Below are 19472 nucleotides of genomic sequence, written 5' to 3'. Positions count from 1 at the left end.
CGCGTCCGCCGCTTCCACCGCGCCCGCTTCCGCCGGCCCGGTGCGTTCCGCCTCCGCCACCGCGCCCGCCGCTTCCGCGTCCGCCTCCACCGACCCCGTGCCCGACCGCACCGGGATCGAGGCCGCTCTCGCCGGGCTGCCCCGGGTGGTCGACCTGCTGGCCGCCCGCGCCGAGGAGCACGACCGCGACGCGACCTTCCCCTACCAGGGGATCGAGGCGGTCCACGAGGCCGGGCTGCTCACCCTCACCGTCTCCGCGCGGTACGGCGGTCCGGGCGGAACGCTCGCCGACACCGTCCGGGTGCTGTCCCAACTCGGCCGCGGCGACGCCTCGGTGGCCGTGGTCACCGCCTTCACCCTGCTCCGGCACGCCGAGCAGGCCCGCCGCGCCGACTGGCCGACGGCCGGCTACCGGCGGCTGCTCACCGAGTCCCGGCGCGGCCCGGTACTGATCAACACCCTGCGGGCGGAGCCCGGGGCCGTCGTGGGCGAGCTGCCCGCCACGGTCGCCCGACGGGACGGCGACGGCTGGCTGCTGACGGGCCGGAAGACCTACTGCACCGGCGCCGAGGCGCTCGCCTGGATGGCGGTCACCGCGCGGACCGACGAGGAGGAGCCGAGGGTCGGTACCTTCCTGGTCCGCGGCGAGAGCGAGGGCCTGGAGATCGACCCGACCTGGGACCAGCTCGGCCTGCGGGCCAGCGCCAGCCACGATGTCGTACTGGACGGGGTCCGGGTGCCGGCCGACCTCGCGCTCGGCCTGACCGTCGGCCGCCGGACGGCCCGTCAGGACGTCGACGCCGGGGCCGAACTCTCCCTGGCCTGGCACGACCTGGCCCTCTCCGCGGTGGCGATCGGTGTCGCCCGGGCCGCCGAGGCCTGGCTGATCCGTTTCCTCAACCAGCGCACTCCGGCCAACCTGACCGAGCCGCTCGGCACCCTGCCGCGCTACCGGACCGCCCTCGGCGAGATCGAGGCCCAGCTGATCGGTGCCGAGGAGCTGGTCGAGGGGCTGGCCGCCCGGGTGGACCGGGGCGAGCCGGAGGCGGTCGCCCGGACCGGTCCGGCCCACCTGCTGGCGACCCGGGCCGCGACGGCGGTGGTCCAGCAGGCCGTCGCCCTCACCGGCAACCCCGGCCTGAGCCGGCGTCACCCGCTGGAGCGCTACCTGCGGGACGTGCTCAGCAGCCGGGTGCACCTGGCCGCCGACGAGACCGTCCTGGAGGCCGTCGGACGGGCCGCGCTGGAACGGGGCACCCGGCCGTAGCGCCCGGGCCCGGCGGTCGTTCCCGGGGCCACGACGGGCCCCGGCCCGGCGGCCGGGAGAGGCCCCCGACCTCCGCCCGGCGATGCCCGGACCCCACCGCCAAGCCCCGCCCGCGCCGACCAGCGGGGCGAGCAGGGCAGGGCACGGCGGTGGGGCGTCGGACCGCCGCGGCTCAGCGGGTCCCGACCGCGGCGCGGACGGCACGGCGGGCGAGCGCCGCGTCGTCGTAGAGCCGGCGGATCATGATCCGCTGCTCCTCGCCGGCGCCCGGCACGTCGTACAGCCGGATCTCCCGCATGAGCACCAGCACCAGGTTCACCAGGAACGCGTCCCGGGCCATCGTGCCGCCGTTCTGGGCGAGTTGGCTGATCTGGCGGCGTGCCGCGGTGTCCCCGGACAGGACGCTCCAGAGCACCGCCAGGTCGTAGCCGGGCAGGTACCAGCCGGCCTGCTCCCAGTCGACCAGCACCGGGCCGGACGGCGCCAGCAGCATGTTGCTGAGCAGGGCGTCGCCGTGGCAGAGCTGGAGCGGGGTGTGGCCGAGGCCGTGCAGCAGGCCGCGCAGGTCGCCGGCGTCCCGGTCGGTGAGCTGGCCCACCGAGTGGTAGCGGGCGATCTCCAACTGGTAGTCCAGGCGCGGCTGGAAGACGTCGGTCGGCGGCCGCCACAGGTTCAGCGTGCGGACCGCGGTGAGCAGCGCCCGCACCTCGCCCGGGGTGGGCGCGTTGACCGGGTGGCGCTCGCGGGCGGCCGGGCGCCCGGGGACGCGCTCCATGACCAGCACGCACCGGTCGTGGTCGGCCGCCACCAGCCGGGGCAGCCGCACCGGCGGGCGGTGCCGGACGAACGCCCGGTAGACCGCGACCTCGTGGTGGAAGTCGGCCACCAGCTGCTCGAAGTACTCACTCCGCACCGCCTGCGGCGCCAGGCACTTGGCGACCACCGGAGCCCGCCCGATGGTGCCCGCCACCAGGATGTGGCGGCTGCCCTCGCGCAGGACCTGGCGCGGAGTGAACGCGGGACATATCCGCGCGACACTGGCGAGCGCCGCCCGGACCGCCGGGGTCTGGAGCGCCGAGGGATCGATCCGCTCGGGGCCGCCGCCGGGCTGGCCGGGCCGCCGGGCCCGCAGCACCTGGCCGTCGGCCTGCCGGGCCAGCGGCATCCGGCCACCGGCCGGCATGGCGGCCTCGGGGGCGCGCAGCCCCAGCGCGGTACGGCCGGTGGGGCCCATCGCCGTGCGGCCGGTCGGGACGACCCGGGTGTCCGTGGCCCGGCCCTCCGCGCCGCGCGGGGCCGCCGGACGGCTCGCCGGGGGCACCGCCCTCGGGCCGGTGCGGCCGGCGGCTGCGGCGGGGGGGCGCAGCGCGGGGCGGGTCGCGGTGGGCGTGGGGGTCGTCGCTGAGGAGTACATGGGCTGAGGGTGGTCCCTTCCGGTCCGTCGGCGGGTGTTGCCCCGCGGGGGCGGGGGAGGGCGGGTGCCGTGTGCTTCCTGGCGCGACGGCGGCCCTGCGGGTGGTTCGGTACGTCGGGTGGTGCGGTACGTCGTGCCGTGCGGGGGGTGGTGCGCGGGCGCCGGGCACGGACGCGGGGTCAGGAACCCCTGTTCGGCGGTGCTCCGGCCGTCCGCACCCTGGGGAATGCGGTCGGCCGGACTGCCGTGGCCGTGCCCGGCGCTCCCGCGCCACCCGGCCGCGCCACCCCCTCGGGTGAGGACCGGGAGCGCCCCGCGCCACCGTCGGGGGACAGCCCCGACGCTGGTGGGACGCCGCCCGACCCGGGGGGCGAGGTGGCGCACCCCTACAACACACCCGTCGGGCACTGGCTTAGTAGTCTGGCGGGCCCTGGCGAACGGTGGCGAATGCTCGCCCGGCACTTGCCCGAGCCTCTAGCCTCGGATCAGCCGAGGAACCTGGGGGCTTCATTGAGCAGGGAACCCAACACCCGACTGGCCGATCTGTTCGTCCTGACCGGATGGTCGAAGGGCGAGCTGGCGCGGCTGGTCAACCGTCGGGGTGCCGCGATGGGTCAGCTGCAGCTGTCCACCGACACGTCGAGGGTACGGCGTTGGATCGAGCAGGGGGAGATCCCGCGCGATCCGGTGCCGAGGGTGCTGGCGGCCGTGTTCACGGAGCGGCTCGGCCGTGTCGTCACCACTGAGGACCTCGGTCTGGAACGACACCGGCCCACCAGGTCCGGAGCGGACACGTCCGGAGCAGTCCCGTGGTCGCCGGATCGAACAGCCGCGGTCCTCACCGAGTTCACGGGAATGGACCTCATGCTGAACCGACGTGGATTGGTGGGCGCCGGAGCCGCGCTCACGGCCGGGGCGGTCATCGCCGACTCGCTGAAGGGCTGGCTGGGAGGGGACGCGGTCGCGTACGCGGCGTCCGTCCCCGGGCCGCGACAGGTGGTCACCGGGAGCGGAGCGCACCCGGTGGTGGACGTGTACGACGCGGGCCCGGTCGGGTTCGACGAGGTGGAGTCGCTGGAGCACTCGGTGCAGGTGTTCCGGGCCTGGGACGCCGCCCGCGGCGGCGGCTTGCAGCGCAAGGCGGTGGTCGGCCAACTGAACGAGGTCGGCGGGCTGTTGACGCACCGGCACGCACCGGCGGTCGAGCAGCGGCTGTGGCTGGTCGCGGCCAACCTGGCGGTGCTGGCGGGCTGGATGTCGCACGACGTGGGCCTGGAGCCCACCGCCCAGAAGTACTTCATGATGGCGGCGGACGCGGCCAAGGAGGCCGGCGACCGGCCGCGGGCGGGTGAGGCGATCTCCCGGGCCGCACGGCAGATGGTGCACCTGGGCCGGGCCGACGACGCGCTCGACCTGATGGCGGCGGCCAAGGCGGGCGGCGGGCGGCTGCTGCCCAGAACGCGCGCCATGCTCAATACCGTCGAGGCGTGGGCGCACGCGTCGATCGGGCACTCCCAGGACACCTACCGGCTGCTGGGGGAGGCCGAGGACCTGTTCGGCGAGGAGGCGTCGGAGCCGCCGCCCTCGTGGATGCAGGTGTTCGACGAAGCCGAACTGCGCGGTATGCAGGCCCTGGTGCTGCGCACGCTGTCGGAGCACGTCCCGGCGGCGGCCGCCGAGGCCCGTCGGCACGCGGAGCGGGTGATCACGCTGCGGGAGGGCACCGGACAGCTGCGTTCGGCGTTGTTCGACCGGATCACCCTGGCGTCGGTGCACCTGATCACCGGGGAGCCGGACGCGGCACAGTTCCAGGCCAAGATGGTGCTGAACCTGATCGGCCAGAACTCCTCGCACCGGACCTGGGACCGGCTGCGGGAGATGTACCGGCTGACCGCGCAGTACCGGGGGCTGGCGGTGGTGGACGAGTTGCGGGAGGAACTGGGCCGGGAGCTGCGGGCGGCGGACGCCAAGAACCGGCGGCGGCTGACCTGACGGGCTCCCGGGTGGCCTCCGGCGGGTGCGCCCCGGGGGCGCGGGCGCCCGTCCGTCGGAGTCAGAGCGGCGGGGCCGGGCGGAGCAGCATGTGCAGGGCGACCACGGTGCCGTCCGTGCCGAGGACGGGCTCGCTCGCGCACTCGACGCCGTCGTGCCGTCCGCAGGGGCGGCGGACCCGCAGGGTGCCGGCGGCGTTGCGGCCGTGCACCAGGGCGTCGGTCATCATCCGCCGCAGCAGCGGCCGGTCCGCTTCGGGGAGGCGGTCGGGCAGCCGGTCGAGGCTGAGCGGGCCGTGGTCCGGGTCGCAGCCGAGGAGGAGGTAGGTCTCCGGGCTCCAGTGGATCCCGTCGGTGAGCAGGTCCCATGCGGCGGAGCCGAGCGGACCGTCGTCGATCGCGCCGTGGCCGCCGCCGTTGTCCAGGTAGCGGCCGGACGGCTCCTGCGCGGTGCCGTCCACTCTGCCGTCCGTTCCGCTGCCGGCGTCGCCCGTGCCGTCGCCGGCACCGTTTCCGCCCGCGGTGCCGGGAACGTCCGCCGCGGTGCCGTGCACCGTGCCGCTCCCGCCCGTCGGGGCGCCGTCCACCGCGGCGGCTCCCGGCGGGCGGGTGGCGCCTAAGGGCATGTTCATGGCGAACCCATCGCTCGGGTACGGCCCGTGGGGTGCGGGCCGTTCGGACAGTGAGAAGACTGTCGCACAGCGTCGTCACCCTTGCGGGCGATTTGGACAGAACGCAGGCAAAATTCCTCTGGCATATGCCACTGTGGCCGGAGCCTTCGTCGCCCTGTGTGCGGACCGGGGCCCGAGGCGGTAACCTTCGGTGATTCCGGCGCCCGGGCGCCCACCGCAGTACCGACCAGAGACCCCGGCGACGGAAATCCCGTTGCCACTCCGACCGCCGCAACGGATGCTGACCTCATGTTCGAGCCAGTGATAGCACCCAGTGCCAGCCTCCTAGGCCTCCTTCAGCGAGGCCGTGGTGACGGGCAGCTCCACGCGCTGGCCGCCGACCGTGCCGAGGCCATCGCCGCGCTGGAGGAGTGCGTCACCAGGGACCCGCGAGCCGACTGGCAGGTCGAGAGCCGCTCCCTCTACTACGCCCGCATCTACATGGACCTGGAAGCCCCCCTCGAAGGCATCGAGGACCACCTCCACTCCGCCGAGGACCTGGTCACCGACGACGAGAGCCGCACCGGCCTCGCCCTTTCCGTCCTGGGCCACCTCGCCGCGTACGGCCGGCGCGACGCGCTGCTGATGCTGCGCGAGTACGCCGCCACCGGTGCCAACTGGTCCTGGGCCCTCGACGAGCTCGCCCTGCGGGACGACGACCGCGGCCTGCTGCTGCTCGGCACCGCCGTCCTGGACCACTTCGCGCCGGGCCCCGAGGGCGACGCCGAGCTGCGCGAGTTCATCCGCAACGCGTACGAGCCCCGGCCCTGGCGGCTGTGGGCGGCCTACCACCCCAGAGTGGCCGCGGCCAGCGAGCAGTCACCCTTCGACCTGTGGCAGCGACAGATCAACCGCAGCGGCGTCACCCCCGGCTGGTCCACCGCCGACGTGCTGGCCTGGGCCGACCAGGGCGAGCTCGGCGGCCTCGGGGTCGGTGCCTTCCTCGGCCGCCCCGACGGCCGTGGGGAGCCCGCACGCGGCAGCGACGCGCCGTCCGGCCCCGACGCGGTGGACCGCCGCGCCGCCGCCGCCGCCCGCTGCCTGACCGCCGTGGTCCGGCCCGAGGACCGCCCGCTGCTGCTGGAAGCGGCGCGCGACGGCCTGCCCGGCGCGCGCCGGGCCGCCCTGCGCCACCTGGTCGAGCAGCGCGACCCGGCCGCCGTCGGGCTCATCGAGGCCGCCGCCGCGGACGTGGACGACCGGATCGTCCGGGCCGCGCTGGAACTGCTCGGCCGGATGCGCGGCCCCGACGTGCTGGCCCACGCCCGCCGCTGGGCCGACCCGGCCAGCGGCGGTGCCGACAGCGCGCTCGGCGAGGCCGCCGTCCAGCTGCTCGCCGACGCCGGGGAGCCGGCCGACGCGCCGCTGGTGGTGGCCGGGCTGCGCCACTGGATCTCCGTGCGCGGGGTCAGCGGTACCGGGCTCGGGTCGCTGGTGGACGGTGCGGGGCGGCTGGCCGCCGCCGACGCCGTGCCGGTCCTGCGCCACATCTACGGCGAGGCCGCCTCCTCCGAGCTGCGCGGACGCGCCGCCCAGGCGCTGGCCGCGACCGACGTGCACTTCCCCGAGGGGCCCGCCGTCGAGTGCCTCTGGGACTGCGAGGAGTCCACGCGCGAGCTCGCCGCGCGCCACGTCGCCACCACGGGCGACGCGCGTGTGCTGGAGCGGTTGCGCAGGCTCGCCGCCGACCCGGCCGAGGAGGCCGAGGTCCACGCCGCCGTGCGCGGCCGACTGACCGCCGCCCGGGAGTTCGGGCGTTAGGGTCGGGCCCACAACGTTCAGTGGGCCGGGACACCGACACGGTGTCCCGGCCCACTCGTTTCCGCGGGTCCTCGTACTGAAATCCGGTTCTACTTCACGGCGCCCGCGTCCGGGGTCAGCACGCCTCCGATGACCAGTCCGATGATCAGGACGCCGAGCAGGACCCGGTAGACCACGAACGGCATGAAGCTGTGGCTGGAGATGTACTTCAGGAACCACGCGATCGCCGCGTAGCCGACCACGAAGGCGATCACGGTGGCCAGGATGGTCGGCCCCCAGGCCGGCGCCGGACCCTCACCGATCTTGAACAGCTCCAGCGCCCCGGAGGCGAGCACCGCCGGGATGGCGAGCAGGAACGAGTAGCGGGCGGCCGCCTCCCGGCTGTAGCCGAGCAGCAGGCCCGCGCTGATCGTGCCGCCGGAGCGGGACACGCCCGGGATCAGCGCCAGCGCCTGGGCGAAGCCGTAGATGCCCGCGTGCGGCAGCGTGAGGTCGGTGATCGGACGGGCGTGGCGGACGGCCCGGGTGCGGTCGGCGAAGGCCAGGACCAGGCCGAAGACGATCAGGGTGGTGCCGATGATCCGCAGGTCGCGCAGGTGGGTCTCGATGGTGTCCTGGAACAGCTTGCCCAGGATGCCGATCGGCAGGGTGCCGATGATCACGAACCAGCCCATCCGCGCGTCCGGGTCCGAGCGCAGCGCCGGCCGGAACAGGGACAGCGACCAGGTCTTGATGATCGAGGCGATGTCCCGGCGGAAGTAGATCAGCACCGCCGTCTCGGTGCCGAGCTGGGTGACGGCCGTGAAGGCCGCGCCCGGGTCGTCCCAGCCCAACAGGGCGGAGAAGACCCGCAGGTGGGCACTGGAGGAGATCGGCAGGAACTCGGTGAGCCCCTGGATCAGGCCGAGGACGGCCCCGTGGAACCAGTCGATCACCGGGCACCCGCCGGGGATATCCGTCGGGCGTGGGGCAGGGGCGGCATGGGCGGGTCCTTGCGGGTCGGAAGGGCATGCGGGGCCGCCGTGCCCCGCCCGGCCCGCGGGCCGCGCGCGAGCCCGGCGCGCGGCTGATGGTACGGGGTGAAGGTGACGGTTCTTTGTTCACCCTTTGTCGCTGCTTTGCGCACAAGCCCGCCGCCGCTCCGGAACCCGCCCGGAGTTGGGTCCAGGGCGTGTCTGACGCGTCCTAGAGCACCGGCCGGGCCCGGACCCAGGTGCGGTCCGCGGTCAGGTAGCGCTCGACCACCAGGTCGGCCTCCGCGAGCGCCCGCTCGAACGCCTCCGTGTCGAGCGGGCGGGACAGGAAGGTCTGCGTCCAGGTGCCGTCCGGGAAAACGTACTCGAAGCGCACGGAGTTGACGCCGTCGCCGACCGGTGTGGCCGAGACCAGCCGGGCCCGGGCGTCCGGGCCGATGGCGCTCTCCCGCGGCACGTTCCGGTGCCAGTCCTCGCCCTCGCGCTGCACCAGTACGCAGCCGTCCTCGGTGACGTGGCGGCGGCAGGTCTCCAGCAGGCCCCGGCGGACCGTCACGTCACCTGCGTGCACCAGGAAGGAGGCGAGCACGACGACGTCGAAGCGCTCGCCGAGGTCCAGCTCCTCGATCCGGCTGCGCACCGTGCGGACGTCCGCACGGACCCGGGCCAGCATGTCGGGGGACTCGTCCACGGCCGTCACGGCGAAGCCGCGATCGGTCAGCGGGTGCGTCATCCGGCCGACGCCGCAACCGAGTTCGAGGATGCGCGCGCCGGGCGGCACCGCGGCCTCGATCACGTCCGGGGCGTCGCCCGCGGGGAGCCGGCTCCACACCTCGACGGCGCAGCCGTCCCGGCTGATCGCGCCCTCACCCGTTCCGTCGTAACCCGCGCGTCGTTCGTCTGCCATGCCCTTCATCGGAACACGGACGGGTGCACAGGGGAAGAGGGCGTCGGAACGGGATTGTCAGATACCCCAGGGGGGTATATGTTCGACAGCGACGGAGCGAGGGAAGCGGCGCCGAACGGGGCGCCGGGGCGCGTGGAGGACGACATGGCACACCCCGAGCAGCACGAGCACCAGGAGCGGGCCGACCGGCAGCACGCCGCTCACGAGCAGCACGAGCACCACGGACACCACGGACACCATGGGCGCGACCATGCCGGCCACCACGGACACCAGGCCCACGGCGGTGGCGGGGCCGGCTGGCGGACGGCCGCGCAGGCGACCCTGCACTGCCTCACCGGGTGCGCCATCGGCGAGATCCTGGGCATGGTGCTCGGCACCGCCTTCGGCCTGCACAACGGCGCGACCGTGGTGCTCTCGATCCTGCTGGCCTTCGTCTTCGGTTACGCGCTGACCATGCGCGGCGTGCTGAAGGCCGGCCTCGACGTCGGCGCCGCGGTCAAGGTCGCGCTGGCCGCCGACACCGTCTCGATCCTGGTGATGGAGCTGATCGACAACACCGTGATGGTCACCGTCCCGGGGGCGATGGACGCGGGCCTCGGTGACCTGTTGTTCTGGGTGGCGCTGGCGGGTTCGCTGGCCCTGGCGTTCGCGCTGACCGTCCCGGTCAACAAGTGGATGATCGGCCGGGGGCGCGGCCACGCCGTGGTGCACGCCCACCACGGGCACTGATACCACCCCAGGGTATCGAAGCCTCTCGCCCGCGGCCCGCGCCGACCGTTCGACGGTCGGCGCGGGCCGCGGCGTGTGCGGGGCCCGATCCGCCGTCGGCCGAGGTGCGTGCGGGCCCCGGCCTGTCGCCGGCCGCGGCGTGTGCGGCCCCGGTCTAGCGCGGGCTGCCCTCCAGGTCGGCCAGGGTCGCGTGCAGCCAGGCGAGTTCGGCCTCGGTGGTGGCGCGGGCGACCAGCAGCAGGCCGCGCCGGAACGGGTCGGCGAACTCCTCGGCGCCCACCGGGCGGTCGCCCTCGTAGAAGAAGCTGGCCGGTTCGGCGAGGAAGGCCAGTCGGCGGCGCAGTACGGCGGCCTGGTCGGCGGGGTCGGCGAGGTGCCGGAGGAAGGCGAGCAGGGTGAACCAGCGGTTCTCGTCGCTGACGTCGAGCGGCTCGGGCTCGCGCAGCCGGTCGAGCAGTGCGGTGCGGCCGGCCTCGGTGAGGTGCAGGGTGTGCCGGGGCGCGGCGGCGCTGCCCGGCTCGGTCTCGCGGACCAGCAGACCGTCGGTCTCCAGGCGTTTGATCGCGGGGTAGAGCGTGCCGTCGCTGATCGGGCGGACGTGGCCGGTGAGCGCGGCGAGGTGGCGGCGCAGCTCGTAGCCGTGCAGGGGGCGGTCGTACAGGAACCCGAGGATGGCGAGCTTCAGCATGGGGCCACTCTCTCAGATCCTTCCCTCGGGGCATGGGTATCTCACTATCGCTATACCTCGACTTCGATGTATTGTCCTGGTCGTCCGCCGGAGTCCCCGGAGCCGGGAGCCGGCACACCCAGGAGGAGCCGGCACGCCCAGGAGAAGGAGCGAGTGAGCATGCGCGAGGCCCCCGTCACCCCGAACGGCGACCGGATCCGCTGGGTCGAGCTGCCCGGCGCCGAGCCGGCCCGGCTCTACCTGCACGGGCTCGGCGCCACCTCGCCGGCCTACTTCGCGGCCGCCGCCACCCACCCGCTGCTCGCCGGTCGGCGCTCGCTGCTGCTGGACCTGCTCGGCTTCGGCCTCAGCGACCGGCCGACGGACTTCGGCTACACCCTGGAGGAGCACGCGGACGCTGTCGCGGCGGCCGTCGCGGCCGCCGGGGCGGCCCGGGTCGAGGTGATCGGCCACAGCATGGGCGGGGCGGTCGCGATCGTCCTCGCCCAGCGGCACCCGCACCTGGTCGAACGGCTGCTCCTGGTGGACGCCAACCTGGACCGGGTCGACCCCGACCGGCGCCACCCCGGCAGCAGCGGCATCGCGGCCTACGCCGAGGAGGAGTTCCTGGCCGGCGGCCGGGACGAAGTCGCCGAGCGGGTCGGCCCGTTCTGGTGGTCCACCATGCGGCTGGCCGGCCCGGAGGCGCTGCACCGCAGCGCCCGCTACCTCGCCCGGGCGACCGAACCGACCATGCGCGAGCTGCTGCTCGGCCTCGACCTCCCGCGCACCTTCCTCCACCCGGCGGCGGACGGCGAGCCGGCGGGCGCCGGCACCCTCCGCGCGGCGGGCGTGCGGGTGGTCGCGGTGCCGGACTGCGGGCACAACATCATGCTCGACAACCCGGACGGCTTCGCGGCCGCCGCGGCGCGGGCGCTCGGGCAGGGGTGAGCGGGGGAGGCGCCGGCCGCCGCCCGTCGTACGCTGGGGCGGACCGTCCGAGAGGAGCCCGTCCGATGTCCGTCCAGGTCCCGCCCGCGCTGGCCGCGTCCCTGGAGGGCTTCCTCGGCGCCGAGGGGCGCGCCTGGGTGGCCCGACTGCCCACCCTGGCCGGCGAGTTGCTGGACCGCTGGGAGCTGCGCCCGGACGGGCCGGTCGCGCACGGCGTGGTCGGGCTGGTGCTCCCGGTGCTGCGCGCCGACGGGATGCCGGCCGTGCTCAAGCTCCAGCCCGTGGACGAGGAGACGGTGGGCGAACCGCTCGCCCTGCGAGCCTGGGACGGCCGCGGCGCCGTGCGGCTGCTCGACCACGAACCGGCCACCGGCTCCCTGCTGCTGGAGCGGCTGGACCCCGGGCGCTCACTGCTCGACCTGCCCGACGACCTCGCGGCGCTGCGCGTGATCGCCGAGCTGCTCGGGGAATTGACGAAACGTCAGGCGCCCTCCGGGCTGAGGACCCTGGCGGGTGCGGCGAGCGACCTGATCGACCGGGCCCCGGTGGCCGTCGCGGCCCTCGCCGACCCGGTGGAGCGGCGCCTGCTCGCCGACTGCGCGGCCGCCCTGTGCGAGGTCCGCGCCGATCCCGGCGACCGGCTGCTGCACTGGGACCTGCACTACGGCAATGTGCTGGCCCCGCTCCCCGGCAGCGGCCGGGCGCCCTGGCTGGCCATCGACCCCAAGCCGCTGGCCGGCCACCCCGGCTTCGAGCTGCTCCCGGCGCTGCGCAACCGCTGGGAGGACGTGGTGGCCACCGGGGATGCAACCCGGGCGCTGCGGCGGCGCTTCGACCTGTTGACGGAGGTGCTGGAGCTGGACCGCGAGGTGGCGGCGGCCTGGACGCTCGCCCGGGTGCTGCAGAACGCGGTCTGGGTGGCCGAGGAGGGCGGGGCGGAGCTGGACCCGGCCCAACGTGCCGTCGCCGAGGTGCTGTTGGGGCGCTGACCGGGGAGCCCGCGCGGCTTTCCGCGCCTGCGAGGTACTGCCGCTCGGCGTTCCCGCTCGGCGTTTCCCGCTGGGCGTTTCCCGCTCGGTGCTTCCGCTCGGCGTTTCCCGCTCGGTGCTGCCGCTCAGTGCTCGCGCAGGGGCACGAAGCGCACCGGTGTCCCCGGCCTGGCCTGTGCGGCGGCCGCGAGGTCGCCGGCCGGCACGACGCCGATCACCGGGTAGCCGCCGGTGGTCGGGTGGTCGGCCAGGAACACCACCGGCTGCCCGTCCGGCGGAATCTGAACGGCGCCCAGCACCATGCCCTCGCTGGGCAGTTCGCCGTCCCTGGCGCGGGCGACCGGCGGGCCCTCGGTGCGCAGCCCGACCCGGTTGCCGGTCGGGGAGACCAGGTACCGGTCGCGGCCGAGACGGGCCACCGCCTCCGGGTCGAACCAGTCCGCGCGCGGTCCGAGCCGCAGCCGCAGCACCAGCTCGGCCGGGGGGCCGGGCAGCGGCACCAGCTCGGGCCTGGCCCGGTACGGCGGCGGGGAGCCCACCGGCAGCCGGTCCCCGGCGGCCAGCGGGGCCGGCCCGAGTCCGGAGAGCAGGTCCGCCGAGCGGCTGCCGAGCACCGGCGGGACGGCGATCCCGCCCGCCACCGCCAGGTAGCCGCGCACCCCGGCCGTCGCCGCCCCCACCTCGACCAGCGCCCCGGCCGGCACCACCACCGGCGCGCCCCAGGCGGCCGGCCGGCCGTCCACCCGGACGGGCGAGGGCGCACCGGTGACGGCGACCAGCGCCGTTCCGACGGCCCGCAGCGCGACCCCGCCGAGCGTGGTCTCCAGCCCGGCGGCCCCGGGCTCGTTGCCCACCAGCCGGTTGGCCGCCCGCAGCGCCGGCTCGTCCAGTGCCCCGGCCCTCGGCACCCCGAGGTGGGCGACCCCGCGCCGCCCGAGGTCCTGGACCGTGGTCAGCGGCCCCGGCCGCTCCACCACCAGTTCGTTCAACTCCGGCTCCCCCCGGGCCCGTTCCGCCGTGAAGCCGTGAAGCGGACCCGGGTGCCCGGCGCCAGCAGGGCCGGGGGCTCGCGGTCGGTGTCCCAGAGGGTGAGCGCCGTCCGGCCGATCAGCTGCCAGCCGCCGGGGGAGGGGTGCGGGTAGACGCCGGTGTACGGGCCGGCCAGGGCGACCGAGCCGGCCGGGACGGAGCTGCGCGGGGTGGCCCGGCGCGGCACCTCGTAGCGCGCCGGGAGGCCGGTGAGGTAGCCGAAGCCGGGGGCGAAGCCGCAGAACGCGACGACGTACTCGGATCCGGTGTGGATCCGGACGGCGGCCTCCTCGGACACCCCCCACAGTGCGGCGACCTCGGCCAGGTCGGCGCCGTCGTACACGGTCGGGACCTCCAGCAGCGGCCCGCGCGCCGCCCCGGCCGTCGCCGGACGGGCGGTGCGCAGCAGCGCCGCCACCGCGCCGACGTCCGCGACGCCGTCCAGCAGCAGGGTGCGCGCGGCCGGTACCAGCTCTTCCACCGCGCCGAGCGCCCCGGCCTCCCGGCGCTCGCTCAGCCAGCCGTACAGCGCCGCCACCTCGGCCGTCCCGGGCAGCTCGACCAGGAGCGCCCGCTCGCCGACCCGGCGCACCGTCCCCGCCGTCGCGTCGGGGCCGGGTACGCGAGGGGCTGTCACGTGAACGCCTCCACCCGGACCCCGGCGGAGGCCAGGGCGCCGCGGATCCGCCAGGCGAGCTGGGCGGCGCCGGGGGTGTCGCCGTGGACGCACAGCGAGCGGGCCTCGACGGCGATCCGCTCGCCGCCGGCGGCCTCCACCGTGCCGTCCCGGGCGATGGCGACGGCGCGGGTGATCACCGACTCGGGGTCGTGCACCACCGCGTCCGGCTCGCGGCGCGGGACGAGGGTGCCGGTGCGGGTGTAGGTGCGGTCGGCGAAGGCCTCGGCGACCACCGGGAGCCCGACGCCCTCGGCCACCTCCAGCAGCAGCGAGCCCGGCAGGCCGAGCACGGGCAGCGGCCCGTCGCAGACCGCGCCCGCCCGCAGCACGCCGGCCACCACGGCCTCGGCCTGCTCGGAGTCGCCGACCACCCGGTTGTAGAGGGCGCCGTGCGGCTTGACGTAGGAGACCTTGGAACCGGCCGCGCGGGCGAACACCTGGAGGGCGCCGATCTGGTACGCGATCTCGTCGGCGAGCTCCTCCGGGGGCACGTCCATCGCGCGGCGGCCGAAGCCGGCCAGGTCGCGGTAGGAGACCTGGGCGCCGATCCGGACGCCGCGCTCGGCCGCCAGGGCGCAGACCCGGCGCATCGTCGACGGGTCCCCGGCGTGGAACCCGCAGGCGACGTTGGCGCTGGTCACCACGGACAGCAGGGCCTCGTCGTCGGTCAGGGTCCAGCGTCCGAACCCCTCGCCGAGGTCCGCATTGAGATCGATCACCGCATCGGCCACGCCCGTCCGCCTCCCAGCAGCTGTTGAGCCAGATGGTAGGGCCTGCGGATGAAGGCCGTTGCCCGTGACCCGGAGCCCCGCGGGCGCCGCGGCGTGTGCCCGGGGCCGCACGCCCCGGGGCGGCGCCTCACGGGGTCGCGCCGGGGCGCGAGCGGGCGCGGACCGCCCGGACTCAGCCGGTGGTCACCGGTGCGCGGAAGGCGCGCTCCAGCGGACGCAGCGCCCGCAGCACGATCAGCAGCGGTACGACGCCGAGGACTCCGAACGACATGTCGACGAATCGCCAGGCCAGTGGAATCCCGCGCAGCGGCCCGCAGATCAGTGCCAGCGGGATGACGGCCCCGCAGGCGAGCACGGCCCAGCGGATCACCCAGATGTTGCGGACCGGGTCCTTGAGCGGCCCCCAGAAGGCGGCGGCGATCACCAGGTGGGCGAAGGCCAGCCAGTCGGTGCCGTAGGCCAGGAAGGGGTAGCGCCCGTTGGTCTCGGCGAGGCCGGTGTGAACCCGTTCGAGCCAGGCCGCCGCTGCGGGGAGGCGGTCGCTCAGCGGAGCGGCCGGCCCGGAGGCGAAGTCGACCAGCCAGCGGGTCTCGGTCTCCAGGGGGAACGCGGTCAGGCCGCTGAGCACCAGGCAGACCAGGAAGAACCAGAGCCACCGTCGGACCTTGCGAAGGATGACCGCGGGGTCGCCGTCCATTTCGCCCACCTCCATGCCGAGCATGCCGAAGTGCAGGCGGAGCCTCGTCCGACCTGCGCGGAAGCGACTCTAGACCTATCTTTTGAACGTGTTCAACTCGCATTTTGGGTGGGGTGGGGCAGGGGGCGGCCGGGGCCGCCCCGGAACGCACCGGTGCCCGGGCTCCACGGAGCCCGGGCACCGGTGGCGGGCGGAACGCCGCCCGCGGCCGTTACGCCGTGTAGGTGTACGTCACGGGAGCGCTGGTCCCGCCCGCCGTGGTGACGGTGACGCCCACCGCCCCGGGCTGGATGCCCGCCGGGGCCGTGGCGGTGCAGGCGGTCGGACCGCAGGAGACATGGGTGGCCGGCACCCCGCCGAAGGCCACCGACCCGTACGTCAGGTTGCTGCCGAACAGGTACACCCGGGTACCGCCGACGGCCGGGCCGGAGACCGGAGAGAGGCTGCTGACCACTGGCGCGGCCGGGGCCGGCGGCGGGGCGCCGGTGTAGTCGAAGGTGACCGGAGCCGAGGCTGTGCCGCCGGGCGTCACCACGCTGACCGGGGCGCTGCCCGTGCCGCCGGGGGTGGTCACCGTGCAGGCGGTGTCGGTGCAGCGGCCGGGGGCCGGGACGCCGCCGACCAGCACCATGCCGTTGGCCAGGTTGCTGCCGCTGACGGTCACCTCGGTGCCGCCGGTGCCCGGGCCGGTGGCGGTGTCGAGGCCGGTGGCGGCGGGGGCGGCCTGGACGGTCGCCGGCAGGTAGCTCTTGCTGCCGAGGTCGTAGCCGGAGACGTGCCCGGTCGGGTCGGCGTCGTTCGGGTTGGCGACCGTCGCGGTGATCGCGCCGACGATCGGCACGCCGGGCGTGGTGGCCAGGTTGAGCTTCATGAAGTTGTAGCTCCCGACCGCCCGGGTGGCGGTGAACACGGCCTCCAGGTGGCGGTGGTCGGGGGAGAGGGCGGTGGTGAAGGTGTAGTCCGGCGGCGTGGGGAAGAACATCGCACCGTCGGTGGTGACGCCGGGCGGCAGGTCGAGGGTGATGTGGGTCGGCCCGGTCAGGTCCGCGGTGCCGGACACGGTCCAGGCCACCGACATGTTCCCGGTGGTGAAGAACCCGCCGGGGTAGTTCCCGCTCTGCGACACGGTCACGTGCTGGGCGGAGGTCGACGTCGTCGCGGCCGGGGCGGCCGCGGCGGCGGTGGCGCCGGTGGCGAGGACGGCGCCGGTGGCGAGGGCGGTCACGGACAGCGCGGCGGCGAGGCCCGCTTTGGCCAGTCGGGTGATCATTGGTCGATCATCACCGAACAAGCGCGCCGCCCTCACGCTTTTCTCGAATGCCGGTTCGGGAATGGCGGGATCTCGTCGAAATCACGTTCTGAATCCGTCACCCGTACCGTCGTCCACCTGCCGCTCCGCCCGCCCGCAAGGTCCGTTTCGGTCGATGTCGGTGCGAACCTCTAATCTTGTCCTCCGTGACCGTCATCGCAGACCCGCTCACCGAGCCCGGCCTCCGCCCGCCCGCCGGCCCGGCCGCCGCGCGCCCCGCGCCCGGCCCCGCCGCCGACGAGGGCCTGGCCCGCCGGCTCAAGGCGCTGGCCTGCACCGCCCCGCTGCACGACCTGGACAACCGCAAGGTCAACCTGGCCGGCGAGTACGGCGGCTACGCGATGGCCGAGGTCGGCCTCGCCGCGATCGACCTGGTCACCCTGAACATGGACTTCGACACCGGGGCCGACCGCGACATAGTGCTCGCCCGCCTGCTGCCCCGGGTCGCCGTCCAGGCCACCGGCCGCCCCGCCGCCGAGCACGAGCGGGTCGCCCGCTGGGTGCTGGAGTCGCTGATCAACGTCGGCAGCGTGGACCGCGGCTTCCGCGCCGTCTACGGCACCTTCGGCGCGGACGGCGAGTACGTCCGCCGGGACTACGACTTCAAGCTGATCGAGGAGGTCCCCGGCCCGGACGGCGGCGTCTACCTGCGCACCACCGACGAGGCGGTCAACGTCCTGGTCGGCGCGCTCGACACCGACGTCACCTCGGCCCAGATCGCCGCCGAGGTCAAGCTGGAGGTGCTGATCCGCCGCGGCCGCCTGGCCGACGCCCAGCTCGCCGCCGAGCAGGCCCGCTACCGCACCGTCCAGTTCGCCGAGACGCTGCGCCGCGCCCTGGACGCCACCCGCCGCAACGTCCGCGCCGTCGACTGGATGCGCGCCGTTCCCGACCTCATCGCGGAGGCGCTGGACCACATCGCGGACCGCTACCGGCACGAGAACGCGATTCTCACCAACATCCGCAAGGCCCGCGACGAGGCCGAGGACCCGGAGCACAAGCGCCGCGCCGCCGAGCTGGTCGACATCGTCAAGGACTGCATCCGCCGCCACACCCAGCTCCAGACCCGCCTGCTGGAGGCCGGCCCGCTGTTCCGCGCCGAGCAGGACCGGCAGGCCTTCGCCACCCCCGGCGCCCGCAGCGGCATCGACCTCTACGGGCAGCTGCTCGCCCCCGTGCTGCGGCTGCCGGTGGAGCAGGCCGTCCGCCCCACCGGCGCCTTCTTCGCCCGTGGCGCCGGTCTGCGCACCCCGGTCTCGGTCCGGGTCGCCGACCTGGTCGACCTGCTGCTCACCCCGCCGGTCGAACGCGAGCACCTCGGCGCCGAGCTGCCCGACCCCGACCTGGTCGCCACCCCGGACGACAGCCGGTTCTCCGAGGCCCAGCTGGAGTCCGCGATGGTCCTGCTCGACCTGCCCCCGGACGCCCCCCGCCGGCTCTCCGGCCTGCTCGCCGACGCCCGCAAGCAGGACCCGGACCTGCCGTACCTGCTGGCCCTGCTCGCCGTGCACGCCGCCAGCCCGCCGGTCGGCACCGCCTACCGCCAGGGCGAGGAGCGGCTGCTGTTCGCCGTGGACGACGGCACCCAGCTGCACGACCCGGAGTTCGGCGGCGCCGACCTGATCGTCGGCAGCGCCCTGCTCGACGCGGTCGGCATGGCCGCCGACCGCAAGGACGCCGGCTGACCGGCCGGGAGGCACACCTTGCCGGGACCGACCTTGACGAACCGTAACCACCGCGCCACCCCCGAGGAGCACCGCCCGTGACGACCCACCACGACACGTCCTGGGCGACCGAGAGCGAACCCGCGGCCCCCGCGCCGATCACCCCGGCCGACGTCGCGGACGCCGCCCGGCTGGTCTCCTTCGGCCTCCAGGCCAAGTTGTTGCCCGCCCGGGACGCCGAGTACGCCGAGCTGGTGCGCCGCCACCGCGAGGACCCGCCGTTCGCCCGGCTCGCCGACGCCGTCGCCACCGGCATGGGCCTGGTCGTCCTGGAGGTCTCCCCGCGGGCCGGCATGGCCGTGGCCGCCGCCGAGGACTCGCTGTTCGCCGTCCGGATGGGCGACTACTCGCGCCGCGCCGCCTCCGAGTCCACCGACCGCTTCCTGCACGGCCTGGCCCACCTGGCCGTCGCCGCGATGGCCTTCCCCCGCCCCGAGGACCTCGCCGACGACGGCTACCTCGGCCGGATCACCGTCAACGGCGTCGACTCCTTCGTGCGCCAGGCCTGCCGCCGCCTGGAGGAGCAGGCCGACGCCGAGGGCGCCAACACCGACCCGGCCTCCGACGCCCCCGGCCTGGAGGCGGCCTGGCGGGTCTGGGCCCGGCGCACCGCCACCGGCGCCACCAAGGACGCCCGCCGGCTCTCCGGCTCCACCATCGGCATCGTCGCCAAGGCCGTGCTGTTCCTGGTCGACTCCGGCTTCCTCCAGAAGGTCTCCGACGACTCCGGCGGCACCTACCGCACCACCGCCCGCTACCAGCTCCAGGTGCGCGACCTGGCGGGCAGCGCGGCCATGGCCGAACTGCTCGACCTCGGCATCGTGCCGGTCTCCGACGGCACCGCCAGCCTGCTGCCGCCGGACACCGGCGACGAACTGGTCGCCGACGCGGGCCTGCCGTTCCACTCGCTCTGAACCCCGGTGCCCGGAGTCCACCCGCTCCGAGCACCGGCGCCCAGAACCCACCCGCCCAGAGCCCACCC

At 75.3% G+C, this 19472-nt stretch carries 18 protein-coding genes; 8 read left to right on the top strand and 10 right to left on the bottom strand.

Annotation, left to right across the window (positions count from 1 at the left end):
• Positions 1-40 precede the first annotated feature (40 nt).
• Positions 41-1267: an acyl-CoA dehydrogenase family protein gene (locus tag ACGFSC_RS40595; RefSeq protein ID WP_359914610.1), complete on the top strand. Its 1227-nt coding sequence runs from the start codon at positions 41-43 to the stop codon at positions 1265-1267.
• 172 nt (positions 1268-1439) lie between these two features.
• On the opposite strand, the gene ACGFSC_RS40590 is transcribed toward ACGFSC_RS40595, so the two are convergent.
• Positions 1440-2501, bottom strand: a complete 1062-nt coding sequence (locus ACGFSC_RS40590; protein ID WP_380353152.1) for an aminoglycoside phosphotransferase family protein — start codon at positions 2499-2501, stop codon at positions 1440-1442.
• Positions 2502-3191: 690 nt separating this feature from the next.
• Between ACGFSC_RS40590 and ACGFSC_RS40585 the strand changes: the two genes are divergently transcribed.
• Positions 3192-4673, top strand: coding sequence for a hypothetical protein (locus tag ACGFSC_RS40585; RefSeq protein WP_359914613.1), 1482 nt, complete (start codon positions 3192-3194; stop codon positions 4671-4673).
• A 61-nt stretch (positions 4674-4734) separates the two neighbouring features.
• Here ACGFSC_RS40585 and ACGFSC_RS40580 read toward each other — a convergent pair whose 3' ends face one another.
• Complete coding sequence (locus tag ACGFSC_RS40580; protein ID WP_359914615.1) at positions 4735-5304, bottom strand: hypothetical protein; 570 nt, start codon at positions 5302-5304, stop codon at positions 4735-4737.
• A 288-nt stretch (positions 5305-5592) separates the two neighbouring features.
• Between ACGFSC_RS40580 and ACGFSC_RS40575 the strand changes: the two genes are divergently transcribed.
• Entirely contained in the window at positions 5593-7104 is a 1512-nt protein-coding gene (locus tag ACGFSC_RS40575; protein ID WP_359914618.1) for a HEAT repeat domain-containing protein, read from the top strand.
• A gap of 89 nt (positions 7105-7193) precedes the next feature.
• Here ACGFSC_RS40575 and ACGFSC_RS40570 read toward each other — a convergent pair whose 3' ends face one another.
• On the bottom strand, positions 7194-8036 hold the full coding sequence (locus ACGFSC_RS40570; protein WP_380353153.1) for an undecaprenyl-diphosphate phosphatase: 843 nt from the start codon (positions 8034-8036) through the stop codon (positions 7194-7196).
• Between the two features lie 253 nt (positions 8037-8289).
• Positions 8290-8985 (bottom strand): class I SAM-dependent methyltransferase, encoded by a 696-nt coding sequence (locus ACGFSC_RS40565; protein ID WP_359914624.1) that lies wholly within the window; start codon positions 8983-8985, stop codon positions 8290-8292.
• Between the two features lie 144 nt (positions 8986-9129).
• On the opposite strand from ACGFSC_RS40565, the gene ACGFSC_RS40560 reads away from it, so the two are divergent.
• On the top strand, positions 9130-9714 hold the full coding sequence (locus tag ACGFSC_RS40560; RefSeq protein ID WP_359914627.1) for a DUF4396 domain-containing protein: 585 nt from the start codon (positions 9130-9132) through the stop codon (positions 9712-9714).
• Positions 9715-9868: 154 nt separating this feature from the next.
• Here the strand turns inward: ACGFSC_RS40560 and ACGFSC_RS40555 are convergent, their stop codons facing one another.
• Positions 9869-10402, bottom strand: coding sequence for a PadR family transcriptional regulator (locus ACGFSC_RS40555; RefSeq protein WP_359911083.1), 534 nt, complete (start codon positions 10400-10402; stop codon positions 9869-9871).
• Positions 10403-10561: 159 nt separating this feature from the next.
• Here ACGFSC_RS40555 and ACGFSC_RS40550 point away from each other — a divergent pair, with 159 nt between their 5' ends.
• Positions 10562-11332 carry an alpha/beta hydrolase gene (locus ACGFSC_RS40550; protein WP_359911086.1) on the top strand — a complete coding sequence of 257 codons (771 nt, stop codon included), beginning with the start codon at positions 10562-10564 and terminating at the stop codon, positions 11330-11332.
• A gap of 65 nt (positions 11333-11397) precedes the next feature.
• Positions 11398-12321, top strand: a complete 924-nt coding sequence (locus ACGFSC_RS40545; RefSeq protein ID WP_359911089.1) for an aminoglycoside phosphotransferase family protein — start codon at positions 11398-11400, stop codon at positions 12319-12321.
• Positions 12322-12446: 125 nt separating this feature from the next.
• Here ACGFSC_RS40545 and ACGFSC_RS40540 read toward each other — a convergent pair whose 3' ends face one another.
• From ACGFSC_RS40540 to ACGFSC_RS40520, 5 genes are all read right to left on the bottom strand, one after another.
• On the bottom strand, positions 12447-13310 hold the full coding sequence (locus ACGFSC_RS40540; RefSeq protein ID WP_359911092.1) for a biotin-dependent carboxyltransferase family protein: 864 nt from the start codon (positions 13308-13310) through the stop codon (positions 12447-12449).
• On the bottom strand, positions 13307-13987 hold the full coding sequence (gene pxpB / locus ACGFSC_RS40535) for a 5-oxoprolinase subunit PxpB (protein WP_359911095.1): 681 nt from the start codon (positions 13985-13987) through the stop codon (positions 13307-13309). Before pxpB ends, ACGFSC_RS40540 begins: the two co-directional genes overlap by 4 nt.
• Positions 13984-14760 carry a 5-oxoprolinase subunit PxpA gene (locus tag ACGFSC_RS40530; protein WP_359911098.1) on the bottom strand — a complete coding sequence of 259 codons (777 nt, stop codon included), beginning with the start codon at positions 14758-14760 and terminating at the stop codon, positions 13984-13986. The genes pxpB and ACGFSC_RS40530 overlap by 4 nt, the downstream gene beginning before the upstream one ends.
• 172 nt (positions 14761-14932) lie before the next feature.
• On the bottom strand, positions 14933-15457 hold the full coding sequence (locus ACGFSC_RS40525; protein ID WP_359911101.1) for a hypothetical protein: 525 nt from the start codon (positions 15455-15457) through the stop codon (positions 14933-14935).
• Positions 15458-15668: 211 nt separating this feature from the next.
• Positions 15669-16727 carry an IPT/TIG domain-containing protein gene (locus ACGFSC_RS40520; protein ID WP_359911104.1) on the bottom strand — a complete coding sequence of 353 codons (1059 nt, stop codon included), beginning with the start codon at positions 16725-16727 and terminating at the stop codon, positions 15669-15671.
• Between the two features lie 194 nt (positions 16728-16921).
• Between ACGFSC_RS40520 and ACGFSC_RS40515 the strand changes: the two genes are divergently transcribed.
• Together ACGFSC_RS40515 and ACGFSC_RS40510 are read left to right on the top strand one after the other, a co-directional pair.
• Positions 16922-18451, top strand: coding sequence for a hypothetical protein (locus tag ACGFSC_RS40515; protein ID WP_359911160.1), 1530 nt, complete (start codon positions 16922-16924; stop codon positions 18449-18451).
• 77 nt (positions 18452-18528) lie between these two features.
• On the top strand, positions 18529-19404 hold the full coding sequence (locus ACGFSC_RS40510) for a hypothetical protein (protein WP_359911107.1): 876 nt from the start codon (positions 18529-18531) through the stop codon (positions 19402-19404).
• Positions 19405-19472: the final 68 nt, after the last annotated feature.

This window comes from Kitasatospora sp. NPDC048715 (assembly GCF_043198905.1).
Classification (GTDB): domain Bacteria; phylum Actinomycetota; class Actinomycetes; order Streptomycetales; family Streptomycetaceae; genus Kitasatospora; species Kitasatospora lactacystinica.
Note: the sequence above shows the minus strand (reverse complement) of the source record. Positions and strands in the feature narration are given on the sequence as shown.

Coding starts and splice junctions, on each gene's coding strand:
- ACGFSC_RS40590 (WP_380353152.1), bottom strand. CDS start 2,501: ATGGGCCCCACCGGCCGTACCGCGCTGGGGCTGCGCGCCCCCGAGGCC.
- ACGFSC_RS40580 (WP_359914615.1), bottom strand. CDS start 5,304: ATGAACATGCCCTTAGGCGCCACCCGCCCGCCGGGAGCCGCCGCGGTG.
- ACGFSC_RS40575 (WP_359914618.1), top strand. CDS start 5,593: ATGTTCGAGCCAGTGATAGCACCCAGTGCCAGCCTCCTAGGCCTCCTT.
- ACGFSC_RS40565 (WP_359914624.1), bottom strand. CDS start 8,985: ATGGCAGACGAACGACGCGCGGGTTACGACGGAACGGGTGAGGGCGCG.
- ACGFSC_RS40560 (WP_359914627.1), top strand. CDS start 9,130: ATGGCACACCCCGAGCAGCACGAGCACCAGGAGCGGGCCGACCGGCAG.
- ACGFSC_RS40555 (WP_359911083.1), bottom strand. CDS start 10,402: ATGCTGAAGCTCGCCATCCTCGGGTTCCTGTACGACCGCCCCCTGCAC.
- ACGFSC_RS40550 (WP_359911086.1), top strand. CDS start 10,562: ATGCGCGAGGCCCCCGTCACCCCGAACGGCGACCGGATCCGCTGGGTC.
- ACGFSC_RS40545 (WP_359911089.1), top strand. CDS start 11,398: ATGTCCGTCCAGGTCCCGCCCGCGCTGGCCGCGTCCCTGGAGGGCTTC.
- ACGFSC_RS40525 (WP_359911101.1), bottom strand. CDS start 15,457: ATGGACGGCGACCCCGCGGTCATCCTTCGCAAGGTCCGACGGTGGCTC.
- ACGFSC_RS40520 (WP_359911104.1), bottom strand. CDS start 16,727: ATGATCACCCGACTGGCCAAAGCGGGCCTCGCCGCCGCGCTGTCCGTG.